The sequence below is a fragment of the Streptomyces sp. NPDC101110 genome (genome assembly GCF_044759525.1).
In the GTDB taxonomy this organism is placed as follows: Bacteria; Actinomycetota; Actinomycetes; order Streptomycetales; family Streptomycetaceae; genus Streptomyces.
Genome location: NZ_JBIVZM010000003.1, coordinates 484544 through 502032 on the forward strand (window position 1 = coordinate 484544; position 17489 = coordinate 502032).

The 17489-nt window shown below is 73.5% G+C and carries 16 protein-coding genes, 5 tRNA genes and 1 pseudogene; 13 read left to right on the top strand and 9 right to left on the bottom strand.

From position 1 onward, the window contains the following. The first annotated feature begins 127 nt into the window (after positions 1-127). The 4 genes from cobT to ACIQU3_RS08455 all read left to right on the top strand — a co-directional run bounded on the left by cobT (position 128) and on the right by ACIQU3_RS08455 (position 7114). A complete protein-coding gene (gene cobT, locus ACIQU3_RS08440) occupies positions 128-4333 on the top strand; it encodes a nicotinate-nucleotide--dimethylbenzimidazole phosphoribosyltransferase (protein ID WP_403924019.1) in 4206 nt (1401 codons plus the stop codon). A gap of 256 nt (positions 4334-4589) precedes the next feature. After that, on the top strand, positions 4590-5831 hold the full coding sequence (cobA, locus tag ACIQU3_RS08445; RefSeq protein ID WP_403924021.1) for a uroporphyrinogen-III C-methyltransferase: 1242 nt from the start codon (positions 4590-4592) through the stop codon (positions 5829-5831). A 63-nt stretch (positions 5832-5894) separates the two neighbouring features. Then, positions 5895-6713, top strand: a complete 819-nt coding sequence (locus tag ACIQU3_RS08450) for a TrmH family RNA methyltransferase (protein WP_403728608.1) — start codon at positions 5895-5897, stop codon at positions 6711-6713. Between the two features lie 8 nt (positions 6714-6721). Further along, positions 6722-7114, top strand: coding sequence for an NUDIX domain-containing protein (locus tag ACIQU3_RS08455; protein WP_403728606.1), 393 nt, complete (start codon positions 6722-6724; stop codon positions 7112-7114). Between the two features lie 52 nt (positions 7115-7166). Here the strand turns inward: ACIQU3_RS08455 and ACIQU3_RS08460 are convergent, their stop codons facing one another. Next, positions 7167-8603: a protein kinase gene (locus ACIQU3_RS08460; protein WP_403728604.1), complete on the bottom strand. Its 1437-nt coding sequence runs from the start codon at positions 8601-8603 to the stop codon at positions 7167-7169. A 216-nt stretch (positions 8604-8819) separates the two neighbouring features. On the opposite strand from ACIQU3_RS08460, the pseudogene ACIQU3_RS08465 reads away from it, so the two are divergent. From ACIQU3_RS08465 to ACIQU3_RS08480, 4 genes and pseudogenes are all read left to right on the top strand, one after another. After that, a pseudogene (locus ACIQU3_RS08465) lies at positions 8820-9069 on the top strand (hypothetical protein). A gap of 235 nt (positions 9070-9304) precedes the next feature. Continuing rightward, a complete protein-coding gene (locus ACIQU3_RS08470) occupies positions 9305-9514 on the top strand; it encodes a hypothetical protein (protein WP_403728602.1) in 210 nt (69 codons plus the stop codon). 235 nt (positions 9515-9749) lie between these two features. Next, complete coding sequence (locus tag ACIQU3_RS08475; protein ID WP_403924024.1) at positions 9750-10685, top strand: phosphotransferase family protein; 936 nt, start codon at positions 9750-9752, stop codon at positions 10683-10685. 79 nt (positions 10686-10764) lie between these two features. Further along, on the top strand, positions 10765-11055 hold the full coding sequence (locus ACIQU3_RS08480) for a zf-TFIIB domain-containing protein (protein WP_344368180.1): 291 nt from the start codon (positions 10765-10767) through the stop codon (positions 11053-11055). Between the two features lie 55 nt (positions 11056-11110). Here the strand turns inward: ACIQU3_RS08480 and ACIQU3_RS08485 are convergent. The 5 genes from ACIQU3_RS08485 to ACIQU3_RS08505 all read right to left on the bottom strand — a co-directional run bounded on the left by ACIQU3_RS08485 (position 11111) and on the right by ACIQU3_RS08505 (position 11578). Further along, positions 11111-11182: transfer RNA gene (locus ACIQU3_RS08485), tRNA-Val, on the bottom strand. A 43-nt stretch (positions 11183-11225) separates the two neighbouring features. Continuing rightward, positions 11226-11297, bottom strand: a tRNA-Val gene (locus ACIQU3_RS08490). 24 nt (positions 11298-11321) lie between these two features. Next, a tRNA-Val gene (locus ACIQU3_RS08495) sits at positions 11322-11393 on the bottom strand. 1 nt (position 11394) lies between these two features. Then, positions 11395-11468: transfer RNA gene (locus ACIQU3_RS08500), tRNA-Cys, on the bottom strand. Positions 11469-11505: 37 nt separating this feature from the next. Continuing rightward, positions 11506-11578, bottom strand: a tRNA-Gly gene (locus ACIQU3_RS08505). A gap of 178 nt (positions 11579-11756) precedes the next feature. Between ACIQU3_RS08505 and ACIQU3_RS08510 the strand changes: the two genes are divergently transcribed. From ACIQU3_RS08510 to ACIQU3_RS08520, 3 genes are read left to right on the top strand one after another with little or no spacing between them, the layout of a single operon-like run. Further along, a complete protein-coding gene (locus ACIQU3_RS08510) occupies positions 11757-12800 on the top strand; it encodes a chorismate-binding protein (RefSeq protein WP_403728597.1) in 1044 nt (347 codons plus the stop codon). Beyond that, positions 12797-13618, top strand: a complete 822-nt coding sequence (locus ACIQU3_RS08515) for an aminotransferase class IV (protein WP_403728595.1) — start codon at positions 12797-12799, stop codon at positions 13616-13618. Before ACIQU3_RS08510 ends, ACIQU3_RS08515 begins: the two co-directional genes overlap by 4 nt. 54 nt (positions 13619-13672) lie before the next feature. Next, entirely contained in the window at positions 13673-14497 is an 825-nt protein-coding gene (locus ACIQU3_RS08520; protein WP_403728593.1) for a GNAT family N-acetyltransferase, read from the top strand. Positions 14498-14529: 32 nt separating this feature from the next. On the opposite strand, the gene ACIQU3_RS08525 is transcribed toward ACIQU3_RS08520, so the two are convergent. Then, positions 14530-15054 (bottom strand): DsbA family protein, encoded by a 525-nt coding sequence (locus tag ACIQU3_RS08525; RefSeq protein WP_403924027.1) that lies wholly within the window; start codon positions 15052-15054, stop codon positions 14530-14532. 177 nt (positions 15055-15231) lie between these two features. Between ACIQU3_RS08525 and ACIQU3_RS08530 the strand changes: the two genes are divergently transcribed. Both ACIQU3_RS08530 and ACIQU3_RS08535 read left to right on the top strand, forming a co-directional pair. Further along, positions 15232-15669: a hypothetical protein gene (locus ACIQU3_RS08530; RefSeq protein WP_403728585.1), complete on the top strand. Its 438-nt coding sequence runs from the start codon at positions 15232-15234 to the stop codon at positions 15667-15669. Between the two features lie 156 nt (positions 15670-15825). After that, on the top strand, positions 15826-16044 hold the full coding sequence (locus tag ACIQU3_RS08535; RefSeq protein ID WP_403728583.1) for a hypothetical protein: 219 nt from the start codon (positions 15826-15828) through the stop codon (positions 16042-16044). Positions 16045-16146: 102 nt separating this feature from the next. Here ACIQU3_RS08535 and ACIQU3_RS08540 read toward each other — a convergent pair whose 3' ends face one another. Further along, on the bottom strand, positions 16147-16707 hold the full coding sequence (locus ACIQU3_RS08540) for a CGNR zinc finger domain-containing protein (RefSeq protein ID WP_403728581.1): 561 nt from the start codon (positions 16705-16707) through the stop codon (positions 16147-16149). Between the two features lie 298 nt (positions 16708-17005). Continuing rightward, entirely contained in the window at positions 17006-17419 is a 414-nt protein-coding gene (locus ACIQU3_RS08545; protein ID WP_004002642.1) for an SsgA family sporulation/cell division regulator, read from the bottom strand. Positions 17420-17489: the final 70 nt, after the last annotated feature.

Here is a 17489-nt window from a genome sequence, read left to right on the forward strand (position 1 = left end):
GTCGCCTTTTCCGGGCGGACCGTTCGTGCCGCTGGGGACGCACGCTCGTTCTTCACTGCGGGGCGGTCGGTGCGCCGTTCCGGGCGAGCTGGTCGTAGGAGCACTAACCGATGGGCGAGGGGTACGCATGACCGACACCGGCCAGGTCCCGGGCGAGGGACTGCCGGAGAGCGCAGGCATGGTGGAGCAGCCGGACGCCCCCGCGCCCGGTGCGTACGCCGACCTCTCCGAGACCGCCGCCGAGGACGACGACCTGCTGCTGCTGCCGGGCGCCCAGGGTGCCTGGGGCAACGAGGTCCCCCCGCCCGCGCCGGAGCCGGTCCAGGCGACCGCGCACCAGCCCGGGCCGCACGAGATCTCCGGCCGGGACAGCGGCTCGGTCGATCTCGGCGGTGTCCGTCTGCCCGACCCGCCGCCGATCCCGCCCATCACCCCGCGCCGGCCCCTGCACCTCGGTCCGCCGCTGCCCGACAGCTCGGCCAGCCCGGTCCGCTCCCTCGCCGACCGCGGCCCCGCGGACGCGCCGGTACGCCAGCCGGCACCGGCCGCCGCGGGCCCCGAGTACCTCGACGGCCCCCGCGCCTCCGAGACGCACACGCAGCCCGCCGCGCCCTGGGGCGCGCCGGTCACGCACCCGGCCCCGGTGGGCGCCGGGGCGGCGGCTGCGGAAACGGTTGTTCCGGCAACGGCACCGATGGGCACGGCCCAGACGGTCGCGACCCACGCGACGACGGAGACGAGCCACACGACCCCGCAGGCTCCGGCGTCGGTGCCCGCAGCGGCAGCGGCACCGGCCGCGCAGACCGCTGCCGTCGACCAGGCCGTGGTGCCGGCGGAGGCCCGGGCAGCGGAGGCCCAGGCAGCCGAGGCCGTCGCCGCTCAGGCTCCGACGGGTGACCCCGCTGCTGTGGGTGTCGGCCCGGACGGCGCTCAAGTCGCCGCCGCCGAGCAGGTCATGCCCGCAGCGGGCGCAGACGCCGTGGACGCGGGTCTGGACGCGGCGGCGGGCCGGGTGAGCGCCGCCCAGGCCGGACTGGCCGCCGCCGGTGAGGCCGCCGGTGTCGCCGAGGACCGGGCGGCCGTGGCCGGGCATCCGGTTCCCGAGCAGGGCGCCGCCGTCGTGGGCGACCCCGCCGTGACCGGCGCCGGTCCGGACGCGGGTCCGGTGACCGCCGCCGAGGGCGCGGCCGCTGTCGCCCCGGAGCAGGTTGCGCCGCTCCCTCCGGAAGCGGGGCCGGTCGTGGAGGGCCCCGCGCAGGCTGGTGAGTCCGGGGTGGCCGGTGGTTCTCCTGAGGGTTCCGTGCCGGAGGCCGCCGATGCGCAGGCCACGGAGGCCGTCGCCGAACAGGCCTTGGCGTCGGCTCCGGCTCCTGCTGCCGAGGCCGGGCAGGCCGCTGAGGCCGCCGCGTCCGTGGAGGCCGTCCCACTTCCTGAGGCGGCCCCGACCCTTCAGGCGGCCCCGACCCCTGAGGCGGTCCCGACCCCGACGGCCGCCCATGCCCCTGAGGCTGCCCCGCTCCCCGAGGCCGCCGCTGCGCCCGAGCCCGTCGCCGCCGCTGCCTCCGTGCCCGTCGCCGCCGCTGCGCCCGAGCCCGTCAGCGAGGAACCTGCCGCCCCGGAGGCGGTCGCCCAGACGCCGACTGCCGTCGCTTCCCCCGCTCCGCAGCACGTCGCGCCGGAGCCGCACATCACGGCCGAAGCGTCTGTGCCCCAGCCCCCGGCGACAACTGACGCCGTACCAGTCGCGCAGGAACCCGAGGCGTCGGTGCCACAACCCATCACTCCGGCCCCTGAGGCGCCCGGCCAGGAAACCGTTGCCCCGGCCGCTGAACCGGTCGTCGGCCAGGAGGCGACTGCCCCTGCCGCGGAACCGGTCGGCCAGGAAGCAGGCCTTCCGGCGGCCGAGACGGCCCTCGCCCCGGAGCCGACTCCGGCCTCCGAGACGGCCCTCGCCCCGGAGCCGACTCCGGCCGTCGAGGCCGTCGCCGCCCCGGACCCGGCCCAGGCCCCGGAACCTGCGCCCCGGGCTGCCGTGCCCGCCGACGCACCGGCCCCCGCCGACCCCGCCGTGCCCGCCTCCCCGGACACCGTCCAGGACGCGACCGCACCGGCTCAGGCCGGCCCCGCAACGGCCCAGCCCGAGCCCACCGCCCAGGCTCCCGAGCCCACCGCCCAGGTTCCCGAAACCCCCGCACCGGTACCCGAGGCACCCGTGCCCGCCCTCACCCCTGTGCCCACCCCCGCTGCCGAAGCCGTCGAGCCCGACCCGACCCCCCAGGTGGCCGACACCGACACCCCGGCGCCCACCCCCGAGGACGTCACCGTCGTACTCCCGGACCCGTCCGCGGACGAGCAGCCGGGGCAGCCCGGAGAGCCCGAACAGCCGGTACAGGGCCCGCAGCAGTCGCAGCCGGTGACCCCCGGGACGCCGGAGAACCCGGCGCCCGCGATCACCGTCCCGGCACCCCGCGACGGTGACACCGACCTCGCACAGAACGCCGACGACCTGGACACCCGGGGCGCCGAACAGGAAGACCTGGCCGACCAGGAACGCCGAGAAGAGAGCGCGGCCGCAGTGGCAGAAGCCCGACAGTCCACCGGCCCCGCGGCCCCCGGCTACGGCCCGGCCGAGCGCGAGGCCGTTCTGAAGGTCATGCGTGAACGCCGCGACATCCGCAACGGCTTCCGCAGCGACCCGATCCCGCACGAGGTACTGCTCCGCGTCCTGGAGGCCGCCCACCACGCGCCTTCCGTCGGCCACTCGCAGCCGTGGGACTTCGTCGTCATCCGCTCCGCCGACACCCGACGGGCGATGCACGAACTCGCCATGCGCCAGCGTGACGCCTACGCGAAGTCCCTCCCCAAGGGGCGGGCGAAGCAGTTCAAGGAACTGAAGATCGAGGCCATCCTCGACACGCCGGTGAACATCGTGGTCACCGCAGACCCGACCCGCGGCGGCCGCCACACCCTGGGCCGCCACACCCAGCCGCAGATGGCCCCCTACTCGGCGGCCCTGGCCGTGGAGAACCTCTGGCTCGCCGCCCGTGCCGAAGGCCTCGGGGTCGGCTGGGTCAGCTTCTTCGACGAGCGCGAGACGGTCCGTGCCCTCGGCCTGCCCGAGCACCTGGAGATCATCGCCTACCTGTGCGTCGGCTACGTCGACGAATTCCCGGACGAGCCCGAGCTGTTGCAGGCCGGCTGGTCCAAGCGCCGCCCATTGTCCTGGGTCGTGCACGAAGAGACATACGGCCGCCGTGCCCTGCCCGGAGAGGAACCCCACGACCTGCTCGCCGAGACCGTCGCGCAGATCCGCCCGCTGGACGCCAAGGCGCTCGGCGAGGCGTGGGAGCGCCAGAAGCGTATGACCAAGCCGGCCGGTGCGCTGGGCATGCTGGAGATCATCTCCGCGCAGTTGTCCGGCCTGTCCCGTCAGTGCCCGCCGCCCATCCCGGAGCCCGCGGCCGTCGCCATCTTCGCGGGCGACCACGGTGTGCACGCCCAGGGCGTCACCCCGTGGCCGCAGGAGGTCACGGCCCAGATGGTGGCCAACTTCCTGGGCGGAGGCGCCGTCTGCAACGCCTTCGCCACCCAGGTCGGTGCCGAGGTGTGCATCGTGGACGTGGGTGTCGCCGCCGACCTCCCGGCCACCCCCGGTCTGCTGCCCCGCAAGATCCGTGCCGGTACGTCGGACCTGACGACCGGCCCCGCGATGACCCGCGAGGAGGCCACGCAGGCCATCGAGGTCGGCATCGAGACCGCCCGCGACCTGGTCGCCGCCGGTAACAAGGCTCTGCTGACCGGTGAGATGGGCATCGCGAACACCACCGCGTCCGCCGCTCTGATCTCCGTCTTCACGGGTGCGGACCCGGCGGAGGTCACCGGCCGGGGCACGGGCATCAACGACGAGACCCTCGCCCGCAAGACCGAGGTCGTCCGCCGCGCCCTGGAGCTGCACCAGCCGGACCCGGCCGACCCCATCGGCGTGCTCGCCGCGATCGGCGGCTTCGAGCACGCGGCCATCGTCGGCCTCCTCCTCGGCGGCGCCTCCCTGCGCACGCCGGTGATCCTGGACGGCGTCAGTGCCGGCGCCGCCGCCCTGGTCGCCCGCGCGATCGCCCCCGAGGTCCTGGCCGCGTGCATCGCGGGCCACCGCAGTGCCGAGCCCGGCCACGTCGCCGCGCTCAACAAGCTGGGCCTGCGCCCCCTGGTCGACCTCGACCTGCGTCTCGGCGAGGGCACCGGCGCACTGCTCGCCCTCCCGCTGGTCCAGAGCACGGCCCGGGCGATGCACGAGGTGGCGACGTTCGATTCGGCAGGCGTGACGGAGAAGTAGGGCTCCAGCCGTCCCCGCGGATCCGTGGGCGGACGTTCCGCAGACCGGAGCGCCCGCCCACGGCCACGGCTCCCCACCTCGCGGACCCTGGACCCACGGCCCTCCCGCCCCGGACCACCCTGCCCGACACCCCGCGAAACGCCCCTCGCCGGCGCCCCGGTGCCCAGCTACTGGACCGCCTGGGCCACGCTCCCTCCCGCCCATTAAAATCCGCACGTCAGGGCACTGAACACCGCCGCAACAGGAGTCGCCCCTCATGGCCGAACACCCCGCCTACCCCGTAGGCCTCCGTCTCGCCGGCCGTCGTGTGGTCGTTCTCGGCGGCGGCCAGGTCGCCCAGCGCCGCCTTCCGGCGCTGATCGCGGCGGGCGCGGACCTCCTCCTCGTGTCCCCGGAGGCCACCCCCTCGGTCGAGGCCATGGCGGACGCCGGTGAGATCACCTGGCACAGGCGTGCCTACCAGGAGGGCGACCTCGCCGACGCCTGGTACGCCCTGATCGCCACCAGCGACACCGAAGCGAACAACAGGGCGTCGGCCGAGGCGGAACGCCACCGTGTCTGGTGCGTCCGGTCCGACGACGCCGACCTCGCGACCGCCTGGACCCCGGCCACCGGCCACAGCGAGGGCGTCACGATCGCCGTCCTCACCACCGACGCCAAGGGACGCGACCCCCGCCACACCGCCGCCGTCCGCGACGCGGTCGTCGAGGGTCTGCGGGACGGCACGCTCGTCGCACCGCACTACCGCACCCGCACCCCCGGGGTCGCCCTGGTCGGCGGCGGGCCCGGCGACCCGGACCTGATCACCGTGCGCGGCCGGCGCCTGCTCGCGGAGGCGGACGTGGTCATCGCGGACCGCCTCGGCCCGCGTGACCTCCTCGCCGAACTGCCGCCCCACGTCGAGGTGATCGACGCGGCGAAGATCCCCTACGGCCGCTTCATGGCCCAGGAGGCCATCAACAACGCGCTGATCGAGCACGCGAAGCAGGGCAAGTCGGTCGTCCGGCTGAAGGGCGGCGACCCGTACGTCTTCGGCCGCGGCATGGAGGAGCTCCAGGCCCTCGCCGAGGCCGGCATCCCCTGCACGGTCGTCCCCGGCATCTCCAGCTCGATCTCGGTCCCGGGCGCGGCCGGCATCCCGGTCACCCACCGCGGCGTCGCTCACGAGTTCACCGTGGTCAGCGGCCATGTCGCACCCGACGACGAGCGGTCCCTGGTCGACTGGCCGTCCCTGGCCCACCAGACCGGCACGCTGGTGATCCTCATGGGCGTCGACAAGATCGGGAAGATCGCCGAGACGCTGGTCGCCCACGGAAAGCCGGCCGGCACCCCCGTCGCCCTCGTCCAGGAGGGCACGACCGCCGCCCAGCGCCGCGTCGACGCGACCCTCGCGACGGTCGCGGAGACCGTACGGACCGAGGATGTGAGGCCCCCGGCGGTCATCGTCATCGGCGAGGTCGTGAAGGTCGGCCCCCCGGCCCCCGCGACAAGCGAGTAACCCCGGGTAACCAACCCGTCCCGAGCCGTTGGCACCACACCCAGGACAAGGCAGTATCACCCTGTGGCCGATCTCATCACCGTCGAGGATCCCGACGACCCGCGTCTGCGCGACTACACCGGCCTGACCGACGTGGAGCTGCGCCGCAGGCGCGAACCCGCGGAGGGCCTGTTCATCGCCGAGGGCGAGAAGGTCATCAGAAGGGCCAAGGAAGCCGGCTACGAGATGCGGTCCATGCTGCTCTCGGCCAAGTGGGTCGACGTCATGCGTGACGTCATCGACGAACTGCCCGCCCCGGTCTACGCCGTCAGCCCGGAGCTCGCCGAGCAGGTCACCGGCTACCACGTGCACCGCGGCGCGCTGGCCTCCATGCAGCGCAAGCCCCTGCCCACGGCCACCGACCTGCTGCGGACCGCCCGCCGCGTCGTCGTCATGGAGTCGGTCAACGACCACACCAACATCGGGGCGATCTTCCGGTCGGCCGCCGCCCTCGGCATGGACGCCGTCCTGCTGTCGCCCGACTGCGCCGACCCGCTCTACCGTCGCAGCGTGAAGGTCTCCATGGGCGCCGTCTTCTCCGTCCCGTACGCCCGTCTGGACACCTGGCCCAAGGGGCTGGAGTCGGTGCGGGAGGCGGGCTTCACCCTGCTCGCCCTCACCCCCGACGAGAAGGCCCGGCCCCTCGACGAGGCCGCTCCGCACACCATGGACCGTGTGGCCCTCATGCTCGGGGCGGAGGGCGACGGCCTGTCCACCCAGGCCCTGGTCGCCGCCGACGAGTGGGTCCGCATCCCCATGTCCCACGGCGTCGACTCCCTCAACGTGGGGGCGGCGGCCGCTGTGGCCTTCTACGCCGTGGCCACCGGCAGGCCCACGGTCTAGGGCCGGCCGTGGAGCAGCGCGACGCGATCGTGGCCGTACTCCGGCGCGGAGAGCGTCTCCTGGCGATCCGGCGCGGCCCGGCCGTCGCCCGGCCCGGCTACTGGCAGCCCGTCAGCGGCAAGGTCGAGCCGGACGAGACCCAGGAGCAGGCGGTCGTACGGGAGGTCCACGAGGAGGTCGGCCTCACCGTCGTACCGGTGGCGAAGGTCTGGGAGTCGGAGACCGACGACCACCGTTTCCGTCTCCACTGGTGGACCGCCCGCGCGGACTCTGGCGACGTGCTTCCCGACCCGGGCGAGGTGGCGGAGACCCGCTGGGTCACCCCGCGTGAATTCCTGGCACTGGACCCGGTCTTCGACGGTGACCGCGAGTTCTTCGAACGGATCCTGCCGCAGCTGTGACACCCCGCTGAAGCCGGGCGTCGCCCCACGGCCCAGTCGCGCGGCCCGGATCCTACGGCTCGAAGTGCCGTGGGCGTTCGACCTGCTGGACGTGCTCCTGCCGTACGCCGTCCCCGTCGCCGAGCCCCCGCGCCGGACCCTGGCAGCCCTGCACCAGGGCGATGCCGACGGCCACCAGCAACGTCACCACGACGAACACGAACAGCCGCTGCCGCAGCAACCGCGGATTGGCGGGTCGCAGTCGGGTCCCCGTGTTCCTGGACGCCGGACGCCCGGTGCCGCTGTGCGGGGCGGGGCGTCCGCCGCTGCCCGGCCGCGACCCGTCGCGCCCGGTGGGCGTCGGCCGTGACCCCGACCGGGACGCGGTGCCGCCCCGGGCGGTACCGGGCCCGCGCGCCGGGTTCCTGCTCCGGCTTCCGCTCCCCGTCGACCGGTTCCCGCCCCGCGTACCGGCCCCGCTCTGGGACGCCGTACCGTCCGGCGCATGGCCGTCCCGGGAGGGTGCGGAACCCCGTGGCGGGGGAGTGGCCCTGCCCCGCTGGGCCCCGGACGTGCCGGAACCGTGCTGCGCCGGGGGACGCCGGGTCCGCTCGGGATAGGTGTCGACGGGCCGGTCGCCCTCGGCGCCGCGCGGCGCGGGCGGCCGTACGCCGGCCAGGTCCTGTGACTCCCGGGCCGCGATCTCCTTGAGACGCAGCGACAGTTGGAGCGTGCTGGGGCGCTCCTCGGGATCCTTCGCCAGACACGCCCGGACGAGCGGCGCCAGCGCGTCGGGCACACCGTGCAACTGCGGCTCCTCGTGCACCACGCGGTACAGCATCACCTCGGAACTGCCGTGCCCGAAGGGCGAGTCGCCCATCGAGGAGTACGCGAGCGTGGCACCGAGCGAGAACACGTCCGTGGCGGGGGTGACGGCGGCCCCGCGCACCTGCTCCGGCGCGAGGAAGCCGGGCGAGCCGACCGCCGTGCCGACATGGGTGAGCGTGGAGGCGCCGGTGGCCCAGGCGATGCCGAAGTCGATGATCCGCGGCCCCTTCGGGGACAGCAGGATGTTGGACGGCTTCAGGTCCCGGTGCACCACCCCGGCCTCGTGCACCGCGACCAGGCCCTCCGACAGGGCGGCACCCACGGCCGCGACATCGGCCGCGCCGAGCGGTCCCTCGGCCGCGACCTTGTCGTGCAGGGACGGGCCGGGCACGTACTGGGTGGCGAACCAGGGGCGGTCCGCGTCGAGGTCGGCCGCCACCAGCCGGGCCGTGCAGCCCCCGCGGATCCGCCGGGCCGCCGAGACCTCACGGGCGAACCGGGAGCGGAACTCCTGGTCCTCCGCCAGGTCGGGGCGGATGACCTTGAGCGCGACCCGCTGCCCCTTCTTGTCGGAGCCCAGGTAGACCACGCCCATCCCGCCCGCGCCGAGCCGTCTGTGAAGCTTGAACGAGCCGACGACGCGCGGGTCCTCGCGCCTCAGGCGCATCATCGCCATGTTCATCCCCGCTGCCCGGTCCTGTGACGAGCCACAGCTTACGTTTCCACGGCCGCCCGCGCGCAGAGGCCGCGCCCTCTCGGCGTGATGGATTGTCAGTGGTGGGCGGGAGACTTGAAGAGTGGTCAGGGAAGGCGCGAAGAGGCGGACTTCGCGTGAAGAGTGACCTCAACCACCCTTCGCAGAAGGGGGATTGCTCCTGCGCAAGGTGATCGTGTGGAGATGGCTCGGGGTGCGCGGGACACGACACGCACCTGCGAGGTCGCGGCGAGCAGGGCGGGCCGCAGGGCGGAGACGGCGGTACACCGAGGCCTCGTGGAAGTGAGCGAAGTCACCCGATGGGGGTCCCTCGCACCGTTCAGGCGGCGGGGGAGAGACAGTCGTGCGTACCGCCCGCTTCATGGCGAATCGGGTGCTCGCGCTCGTGGAACAGCCCGTTCCGCGGGAGGGGGGCTCGGACAAAGAGGGGTGATCCAGGCGTCCCGTCGGGGAAGACCCTGAGTCCCGCGCCCTCGTCTCCACCCAGGGGAGTACATCGCAGGTGGCGGCTCATCCTCGGGGAGGCCCGGCAATCGGTACGAGGGCATGACGCCGCGGAGGGGCCGGACGCCTAGATTTGAGGTCAAGCGGCGGGTGGCAGCACTCGTCCCCCGAGGTCAGACGCCCGCCGCTGCCAACGACAACTGAGAACGGTCAGGAGAGGGACCATGGCCCAGACGGCACCGCGGACACTGCTCCGCGAGGAGGGACGCAAGGCATACGCCGCCGCGTTCCGCCCCCGCCGCACGGGCCGCCGCCACCCGCTGGTGGCGACGCTGATGGCCCTTCCCCTGGCGGTCCTGCTCCTCCTCGTCTTCGACGGGTGGGAGACAGTGGCCACACAGGCGTCGTCCGTGGGCGAGATGCTGGGGCGCTGAGCGGCGACCCCAGGCCCGGAAGAGCGGTCCGGGCGGGGACATCACACCCATGAAACCCCGTGGGGACGGGGGTGCGGCGGACGGCACAGATGCCGGCGCAGCTGGGGAGCTGCGCCGGCATTGCTTTTCCCACAGCCGGCCATCCCACCTCACCGGTATCCAGGCCCGGGCATGCCGGGGGCCCGCTTCCGGTTGTTCCTGACACCGCGCACCCCGCCGCCCGTACTCTCACACCGTGACCTCCGCCCCCCTCGTGCACGCGCTCACCCTCAGGGCCCGAGCGGCCGCCCACGCCCGCTCGTCGGCCTGCCCCTGCGGCGCGGCCACGCTCGCGGACCGCCCGGACGGCATCGTCGTACGCCACGCGGACACCGTCGCCAAGGCGCACCCGCCGGACAGCGACCCGGCCGAACTGCGCGCCCGCCTCCGTGTGGCCGCCCGCCTTCCCGGCATCCTTCTGCCGCCTCTCCCGCCCTCCCCGGTCACCCTGCACGGCCGCCTCGTGACGTTCTGGCCGTACGGCACTCCCGTGGACCCGGACGACCCGGACGCCGCCCCCTGGGAAGCGGCCGCCACCCTCCTCGCCCGCCTCCACCGCACCCCGCTCCCACGGGGCCTGCCCCCCATGCGCGGCCCCGTCAAGGCGGCCCGGGCCATGGCCCGGCTGCGCGAGGCCGGCCCGCACCCGGCCGCCGTCCCCGTCCTGCGGGCCTGGGCCACCCTCCCGCCCTGGGCCCGCGGCGAGGCGCCGATGCCGCACTCCGGCGCCCTCTGCCACGGCGACCTCCACCTCGGCCAGCTCATACGCCGCCCCGCGCCCGACGGCCCCTGGCTGCTGATCGACGTGGACGACCTGGGCGCCGGTGTCCCCGCCTGGGACCTCGCCCGCCCCGCGGCCTGGTACGCCTGCGGCCTGCTCCCACCCGGGGAGTGGGACCGGTTCCTCACCGCCTACCGGGAGGCCGGCGGCCCGGCCGTACCCGCCGAGGGCGACCCCTGGCCCGCTCTCGACGTCGCCGCCCGGGCCCTCACCGCGCAGACCGCGGCCCGGGCCGTCGCCAAGGCGGTCGAGGCCGGCCGGCCGCTGGACGAGGTGGAGCGGTCGGTCGTGGACGCCTGTGACCGAATGGCTACCGTCCCGCCACAGTTGACGCCGGAGCACGCGAAGTAGGGTGCAACCGAGCACAGCGGGACAGAGTCTGTCCTGGCGACACCTGAAGCAGGACCGACCGGCGAGGAGTTGAACGACCATGCAGTGTCCGAAGTGCCACGCACCGATGCACACGTACAACCGCAACGGCGTACAGATAGAGCAGTGCAGCGGCTGCCGCGGCATCTTTCTCGACTACGGCGAACTGGAGTCCCTGACCCGCCTGGAGTCCCAGTGGTCCCAGGCCGCCCCGCCGCCCCCGCCCGCTCCGCAGGCCTACCCCGCCCCGCCGGCCCCCGCCTGGGGCGCCCCGCACGGAGGCCACGGACATCACGGCCACCATGGACACCACCGCCACAAGAGCTTCGGGCACATGCTGTTCTCGTCCTGAGTCATGGCACGACAGGAGCCCCCGGCCGCGAACGGCCGGGGGCTCCTGTGTGATGTGGACGATACTGGGATTGAACCAGTGACCTCTTCCGTGTCAGGGAAGCGCTCTCCCGCTGAGCTAATCGTCCTCGGGACCATGAACACGGACCGCATCCGGTCATGGGCACTGCGTGCGCGATACTGGGATTGAACCAGTGACCTCTTCCGTGTCAGGGAAGCGCTCTCCCGCTGAGCTAATCGCGCGGGTAAGGATCTTGAAAGATCCAGTGGACGATACTGGGATTGAACCAGTGACCTCTTCCGTGTCAGGGAAGCGCTCTCCCGCTGAGCTAATCGTCCTTGGAGGTGGAGACGGGATTTGAACCCGTGTAGACGGCTTTGCAGGCCGTTGCCTCGCCTCTCGGCCACTCCACCAGGAGTGTAGGGGACCGGGAAGCCCCCTCTTCCTTCGAGCGGACGACGAGGTTCGAACTCGCGACCTCAACCTTGGCAAGGTTGCGCTCTACCAACTGAGCTACGTCCGCCTGTCGTTTCGGTCCGCTCTCGCGGCCCGGCGACGTGTTGAACTCTAGCGGATACCGGGGCCAGTACAAAAACGCGTTTGTGCAGCGTGCTGCGCCTCCCCTGCTCAGGGAGGTCACAGGGCCGCGCGACGGGACATCCCCGGGTCACCTTTGAGACACCCGCCCTAGACTCGACTCCGTGCTCGACCTCCCTCCTCTCGCCCGCTTCGGCCACCGCGTCGCCACCGGGCTCCTCGACGTCACCGACGATCCCGAAGCCCTGGAGTCCAGCGGCTTCTGGGCCGTCTGCGCCGACTTCGAGGGCCGTCTGACCTGCGCCCGCTTCGCGCGGATCAGGACGGCGGACGTGCCCGCCGCGGCCCCCGGCGCATGGCACGGCCCGGCCGTCGGTGACTGGACGTCCTCGCTCGACCGCGCCACGTACACGTCCGGGGTGCGGAGGATCCGTGACCACATCGCGGCCGGCGAGGTCTACCAGGCGAACCTGTGCCGGGTGCTGTCCGCGCCCGTCCCGCCCCGCGCCGACGTGGACGCCCTCACCGCACTGCTCGCCCGCGGCAACCCGGCCCCCTACGCGGGGACGATCCGCCTGCCCGGGCACGGTGTGGAGATCGCCACCGCCTCGCCCGAACTGTTCCTGCGGCGCGACGGCCGGGTCGTCGAGTCCGGACCGATCAAGGGCACCGGCAGGACGGAGGCCGACCTGCTGGAGAAGGACTACGCCGAGAACGTCATGATCGTGGACCTCGTCCGCAACGACATCGGACGGGTGTGCGCCACGGGCAGTGTGTCGGTGCCCGACCTGTGCGCCGTCGAGAAGCACCCGGGGCTGGTCCATCTCGTCTCGACGGTCCGCGGCGAGCTGGCCGACGGGGCGGGCTGGGCCGAGCTGCTCGGCGCCGCCTTCCCGCCCGGCTCGGTCACCGGCGCGCCCAAGTCCAGCGCGCTGCGGATCATCGACGCCCTGGAGACGGCGCCCAGGGGCCCGTACTGCGGCGGGATCGGCTGGGTCGACGCCGACCGGGGGACCGGCGAGCTCGCCGTCGGCATTCGTACCTTCTGGATCGACCGGACCGCCGGCATGCTGCGCTTCGGTACGGGAGCGGGCATCACCTGGGGTTCCGACCCCGAGGGGGAGTGGCGGGAGACCGAGCTCAAGGCGTCCCGGCTGCTCGCGATAGCGTCGGGAACGTACGAGGTGAGTGGAGAGGACCTGACGTGAAGATCTGGCTCGACGGCGGACTGCAGGACATCGACTCCGCCCGCGTCTCCGTCTTCGACCACGGGCTGACCGTGGGCGACGGCGTCTTCGAGACCGTGAAGGCCGTGAACGGCCTGCCGTTCGCCCTCACCCGGCACCTCGACCGGCTGACCCGCTCCGCACGCGGCCTCGGGCTGCCGGACCCGGACCACGACGAGGTGCGCCGCGCCTGCGCCGCCGTCCTGGAGGCCGGTCCCGTACCGCTCGGCCGGCTGCGCATCACGTACACCGGCGGCCACGGCCCCCTCGGCTCCGACCGCGGTGACCACGGCCCGACCCTCGTCGTCGCCCTGGGCGAGACGACGCGGCGCCCCGACTCCACCGCCGTGATCACCGTGCCCTGGACCCGCAACGAGCGCGGCGCGCTCACCGGCCTGAAGACCACCTCGTACGCCGAGAACGTCGTCGCTCTGGCCCGTGCCCGTGAACAGGGCGCCTCCGAAGCCCTGTTCGCCAACACCGTGGGGCAGCTGTGCGAGGGCACCGGGTCGAACGTCTTCGTCGTCCTCGACGGCGAGATCCACACGCCGCCGCTCGCCTCCGGCTGCCTCGCCGGCATCACACGTGCGCTGACGGCCGAATGGACCGGCGCGAAGGAGACCGACCTGCCGCTTGACGTCCTGGAACGGGCCGAGGAGATCTTCCTGACGTCCACCCTGCGGGACGTGCAGGCCGTGCACCGCGTCGACGGCCGTGAGCTGCCCGGCGCGCCCGGCCCGGTGACCGTCAAGGCCATGCGGATCTTCGAGGAGCGGGCGGGGAACGACCTCGACCCCTGACAGCCCCCGCAAATTCGGCTGACCACGGCCGTGGTTGCGGGTAGAACACCCCTGATGACCACGACCCTGCGGCCGACCGAGCCGCTTCAGCAGAACGCCGACGGGACGCGCTCACGCCGCTACCAGGTGTGCGTGAACAGCCGTCCCGTGGGGGCGATACACCTCGGCACGCATCCCGTGTTCGGCGACGCGGTGGCCCGGATCATGAAGCTGCACATCGAGGAACCGGACCGCGGGCGGGGCCGGGCCACGGTCGCCGCGCTCGCCGCGGAGGAGGTGGCGCGCGGCTGGGGGTGCCGCCGCATCGAAGTCTCGGTCCCGGCCGCCTCCGGGGCCGGGCTCCGGCTCGCCACTGCGCTCGGCTACGTCGTCCGCAACCGCGGCATGGAGAAGGCCCTCGGCGACACCCCGCCGGAGCTGCCGGAGGGCAGCCGCGCCCGGCCCATGACCGACGCGGAGTTCGGCCCCTGGCTGGAGAAGGGCCTGGAGGACTACGCGCACAGCTGGATGGAGCGGGGCGTCCCGGAGGCCGAGGCCCGGGCCAAGTCCGAGCGCGACCACGCCACCCTGCTGCCCGACGGGCTCGCCACCTCCGGCATGCTCATCAGCGTCGTCGAGCACCTGGGTACACCGGTGGGCACGCTGTGGCTGGCGGTGCGCGAGGGCAGCGCGTTCGTCTTCGACGTCGAGACCGACGCCGCCCACCGGGGGAAGGGCCACGGCCGCACCCTGATGCTGCTCGCCGAGGCCCAGACGATCGCCGAGGGCAGGCGGACCCTCGGTCTCAACGTCTTCGCCGGCAACGCCCCCGCCGAGCGGCTCTACGACTCACTCGGCTACACGACCACGCAGTACGCCATGTACAAGCCGCTGTTGTAGCGGCCCGGGAGCCGGGGCCGGGCCAGGGGAGGTCAGTGTTCCGGCCCGGCCAGCAGCCGGTCCGCGATCTCCTCGATCCGCTCGCGCAGCCCCTCCTGACTCTTGCCGCCGTCGAGCCGCTCACCGCCGATGACGTACGTCGGGGTGCCGGTCACGCCGATCGCCTTGCCCTCGGCCTGGTCGGCGTCCACGAACAGGATGTGCCGGCCGTCGATCAGCGCGGTGTCGAACTCCTCGGCGTCCAGGTCCAGTTCGCGGGCCAGCTCGACCAGGAAGGATTCCCCCCGACGCCCCAGCTCCTCGACCCGGCCGAGCAGCGCCTCGACGTACGGCCACCCCCGGCCCTGCTCCCACGCCTCCTCGGCGGCCTGGGCGGCGGCGAAGGCGTGCTTGTTCTTCTCCAGCGGGAAGTGCCGCAGCCGCAGCTCCAGACGCTCCCCGTAGCGGGCGCGCAGGGCACGGAGATCGTCCAGCGCGGTGCGGCAGTCCGGGCACTGGAGGTCGCACCAGACCTCGAGGACGGGGGCGGCGGAACGGTCGGAGGAGGAGTCGCTCATACCGACAGTCTTCCAGCAGGTGGCGCCGGGGGCGCAGCCCGCACCGGCACCCGCGGAGGAGGTGACCCGGAGATGTCCCTGATGTCGTTGGCGGAGCATGGCCCGCCGGGGTGCCGCGGGTGCAGGATGGAAGGGACGAAGTGCCCCGCCCCGACCGCCTGACGCCTGGAGGACCGGATGATTGCCGAGACCGTCTGCTCCGCCGTGTCCGCGGCGGGCCTGGGCATCGCGGTCGTCACGGCGTACCGCAAGCGCTACCTCACCGCGGTCCGTATCGCGGCCTACTCCCTCGTGCCGATCGGCCTGGTGATGACGGGCGTCGTCGAGTGGCTGGCCGACACCGCGTTCAGCCCGACGGCCTGGGCCGGGTTCGGGGTGCTCGGTGTGGCCTGGGTGCTCTTCATGACCACACGGGCCGTGGAGCGCCGGCGCGGCGGCACCCGCAAGGAGCGCCGGGCAGCGGCCCGCGCGGCCGGCGGCCCCGATGCGGTGGCACCCGCCTCGGCGCCCTCCCTGGGGCAGGGCGCCCGCCCGGCGACCCGGCCCGCGCCGGCCTCCAGGGGCGAGGACGACTTCAGCGACATCGAGGCCATCCTCAAGAAGCACGGCATATGACGACCGCCCCGCCCGGGGCTGAATCGTCACAGTGGGTCCGTCGGCGCGCGAAAGTGATCACAACCCGAACCGGACCTCGCGCAATCGGCACACTCCCGCACGTTACGGGGGCAGTGATCGCGTGCGGCGGGGCGACTGCGCCATCATCGCCGCGAGATGCTGCACACGACGAAACAGAGCCACCCCGCACCGCCGCAGGACGAGGTACGTCCTCAGCGGGACGAGCCCTTTCTCCCACGGGACGAGCCAGGTCCCCGGCAGGACGAGCCGCGCGGTTGCCTCTTCGCCCTCTCCCAGCCACCACTGATGATCTTCCTTGCGGTGATCGGGAGTCTGCTGCTCATGGCCTCGTTGCACGACCTGCTGCTGCTGTGAGCCTGACCCGCGGTACCCGGCGCCACCCGCCGGGGCCGCGCCGGCATCGACGGTCTCCGCGGCCCGGCGGCCCTGGCGCCCGCCGGGCCTGACGGACGGCGGTCAGCCCGCCGCCTCCTTGCGGCGCGCGCGGTACGCGGCCACATGCAGACGGTTTCCGCAGGTGCGGCTGTCGCAGTAGCGCCGCGAGCGATTGCGGGAGAGGTCGACGAAGGCACGCCGGCAGTCCGGCGCCTCGCACCTCCGCAGCCGCTCCTGCTCGCCGGCGACCACGAAGAACGCCAGGGCCATCCCGCAGTCGGCGGCCAGGTGGTCGGCGACGGAGGCACCGGGTGCGAAGTAGTGCACATGCCAGTCGTAGCCGTCGTGGTCCGTGAGCCGGGGTGTGGTGCCGGCGGCCGCCACCAGGTCGTTGATCTGGCCGGCGGCGGTCCTGGCGTCGGGGGCGGCGAAGACGATGGCGAAGCGTGAGCGGATCTTGCGCACCGCGGAGAGGTCGATCTCCGAGAGCACCCCGACATCGCTGATCTCGTGGTTCCGCACGAACTCCGCGAGGGTCGCCACGTCCGGCAGCCCGTCCGCCGCCGTGTCGTCCTCCGGTGCGGTGTTCACCAGATCGACCACGGTGTCGAGGGCGCACCGGGTGTCGTGGGTGATCAGCACGATTCGCTCCCTGGCCTGAGGGTCGGGCGGGCGCCCGCCGATGCTGGCCGATGGTAACGGCTCCACCACCACCGGACCGCCCACATGCCCGCACACGGCTTCGAATACAACGCCGGCGGACCGGCCATGGTTCCCGCGTGGTGAGGGTCGGGGCGAGCGGCGGCGGCGTACGCACGCGAACCGGCGCCGGACCGCGTGAGTCGCGGTATCGGCGCCGGTGTCATGCCGTATGCGGTTGTCCGAGCCCGAGCCGTCTCCCCGAGTCGACGGCGCCGGGCGGCTTTGTGGGTGCCTCGCCCTAGCTTTCCGCCAGGATGTGCGAGAGCTCCTGGTCGAGGTCGAAGTGCCGGTGTTCCGTGCCGGGCGGCACGGCGGCGTCGGTCCGCTTCAGGAAGGACTCCAGGGCCCGTGCCGGGGCCTCCAGCAGGGCCTCGCCCTCCGGCGAGCTCAGGGCGATGCACACGACGCCCTGACCGTGACTGCGCGACGGCCAGACGCGGACGTCGCCGGTGCCCGTGGGGCGGTGAAGCCCCTCGGCGAGGAGGTCGCGGGCGAACACCCACTCGACGGTTTCCTCGGCTCCGGTGTGGAAGGTGGCGTGCACGGCGTAGGGGTCGGCCGTGTCGTACCGCAGGCCTGCGGGGACAGGCAGGGAGGACTCGCTCGACACAACGAGGCGCAGGTGCAGCTCGCAGCTGACCGTGGTGTTCATAAGCGCCAGGGCCTTTCGCTCAGTGTGCGCTCGGGGATTCGCACGTCGGCGAAATCGACATGCCACCTAC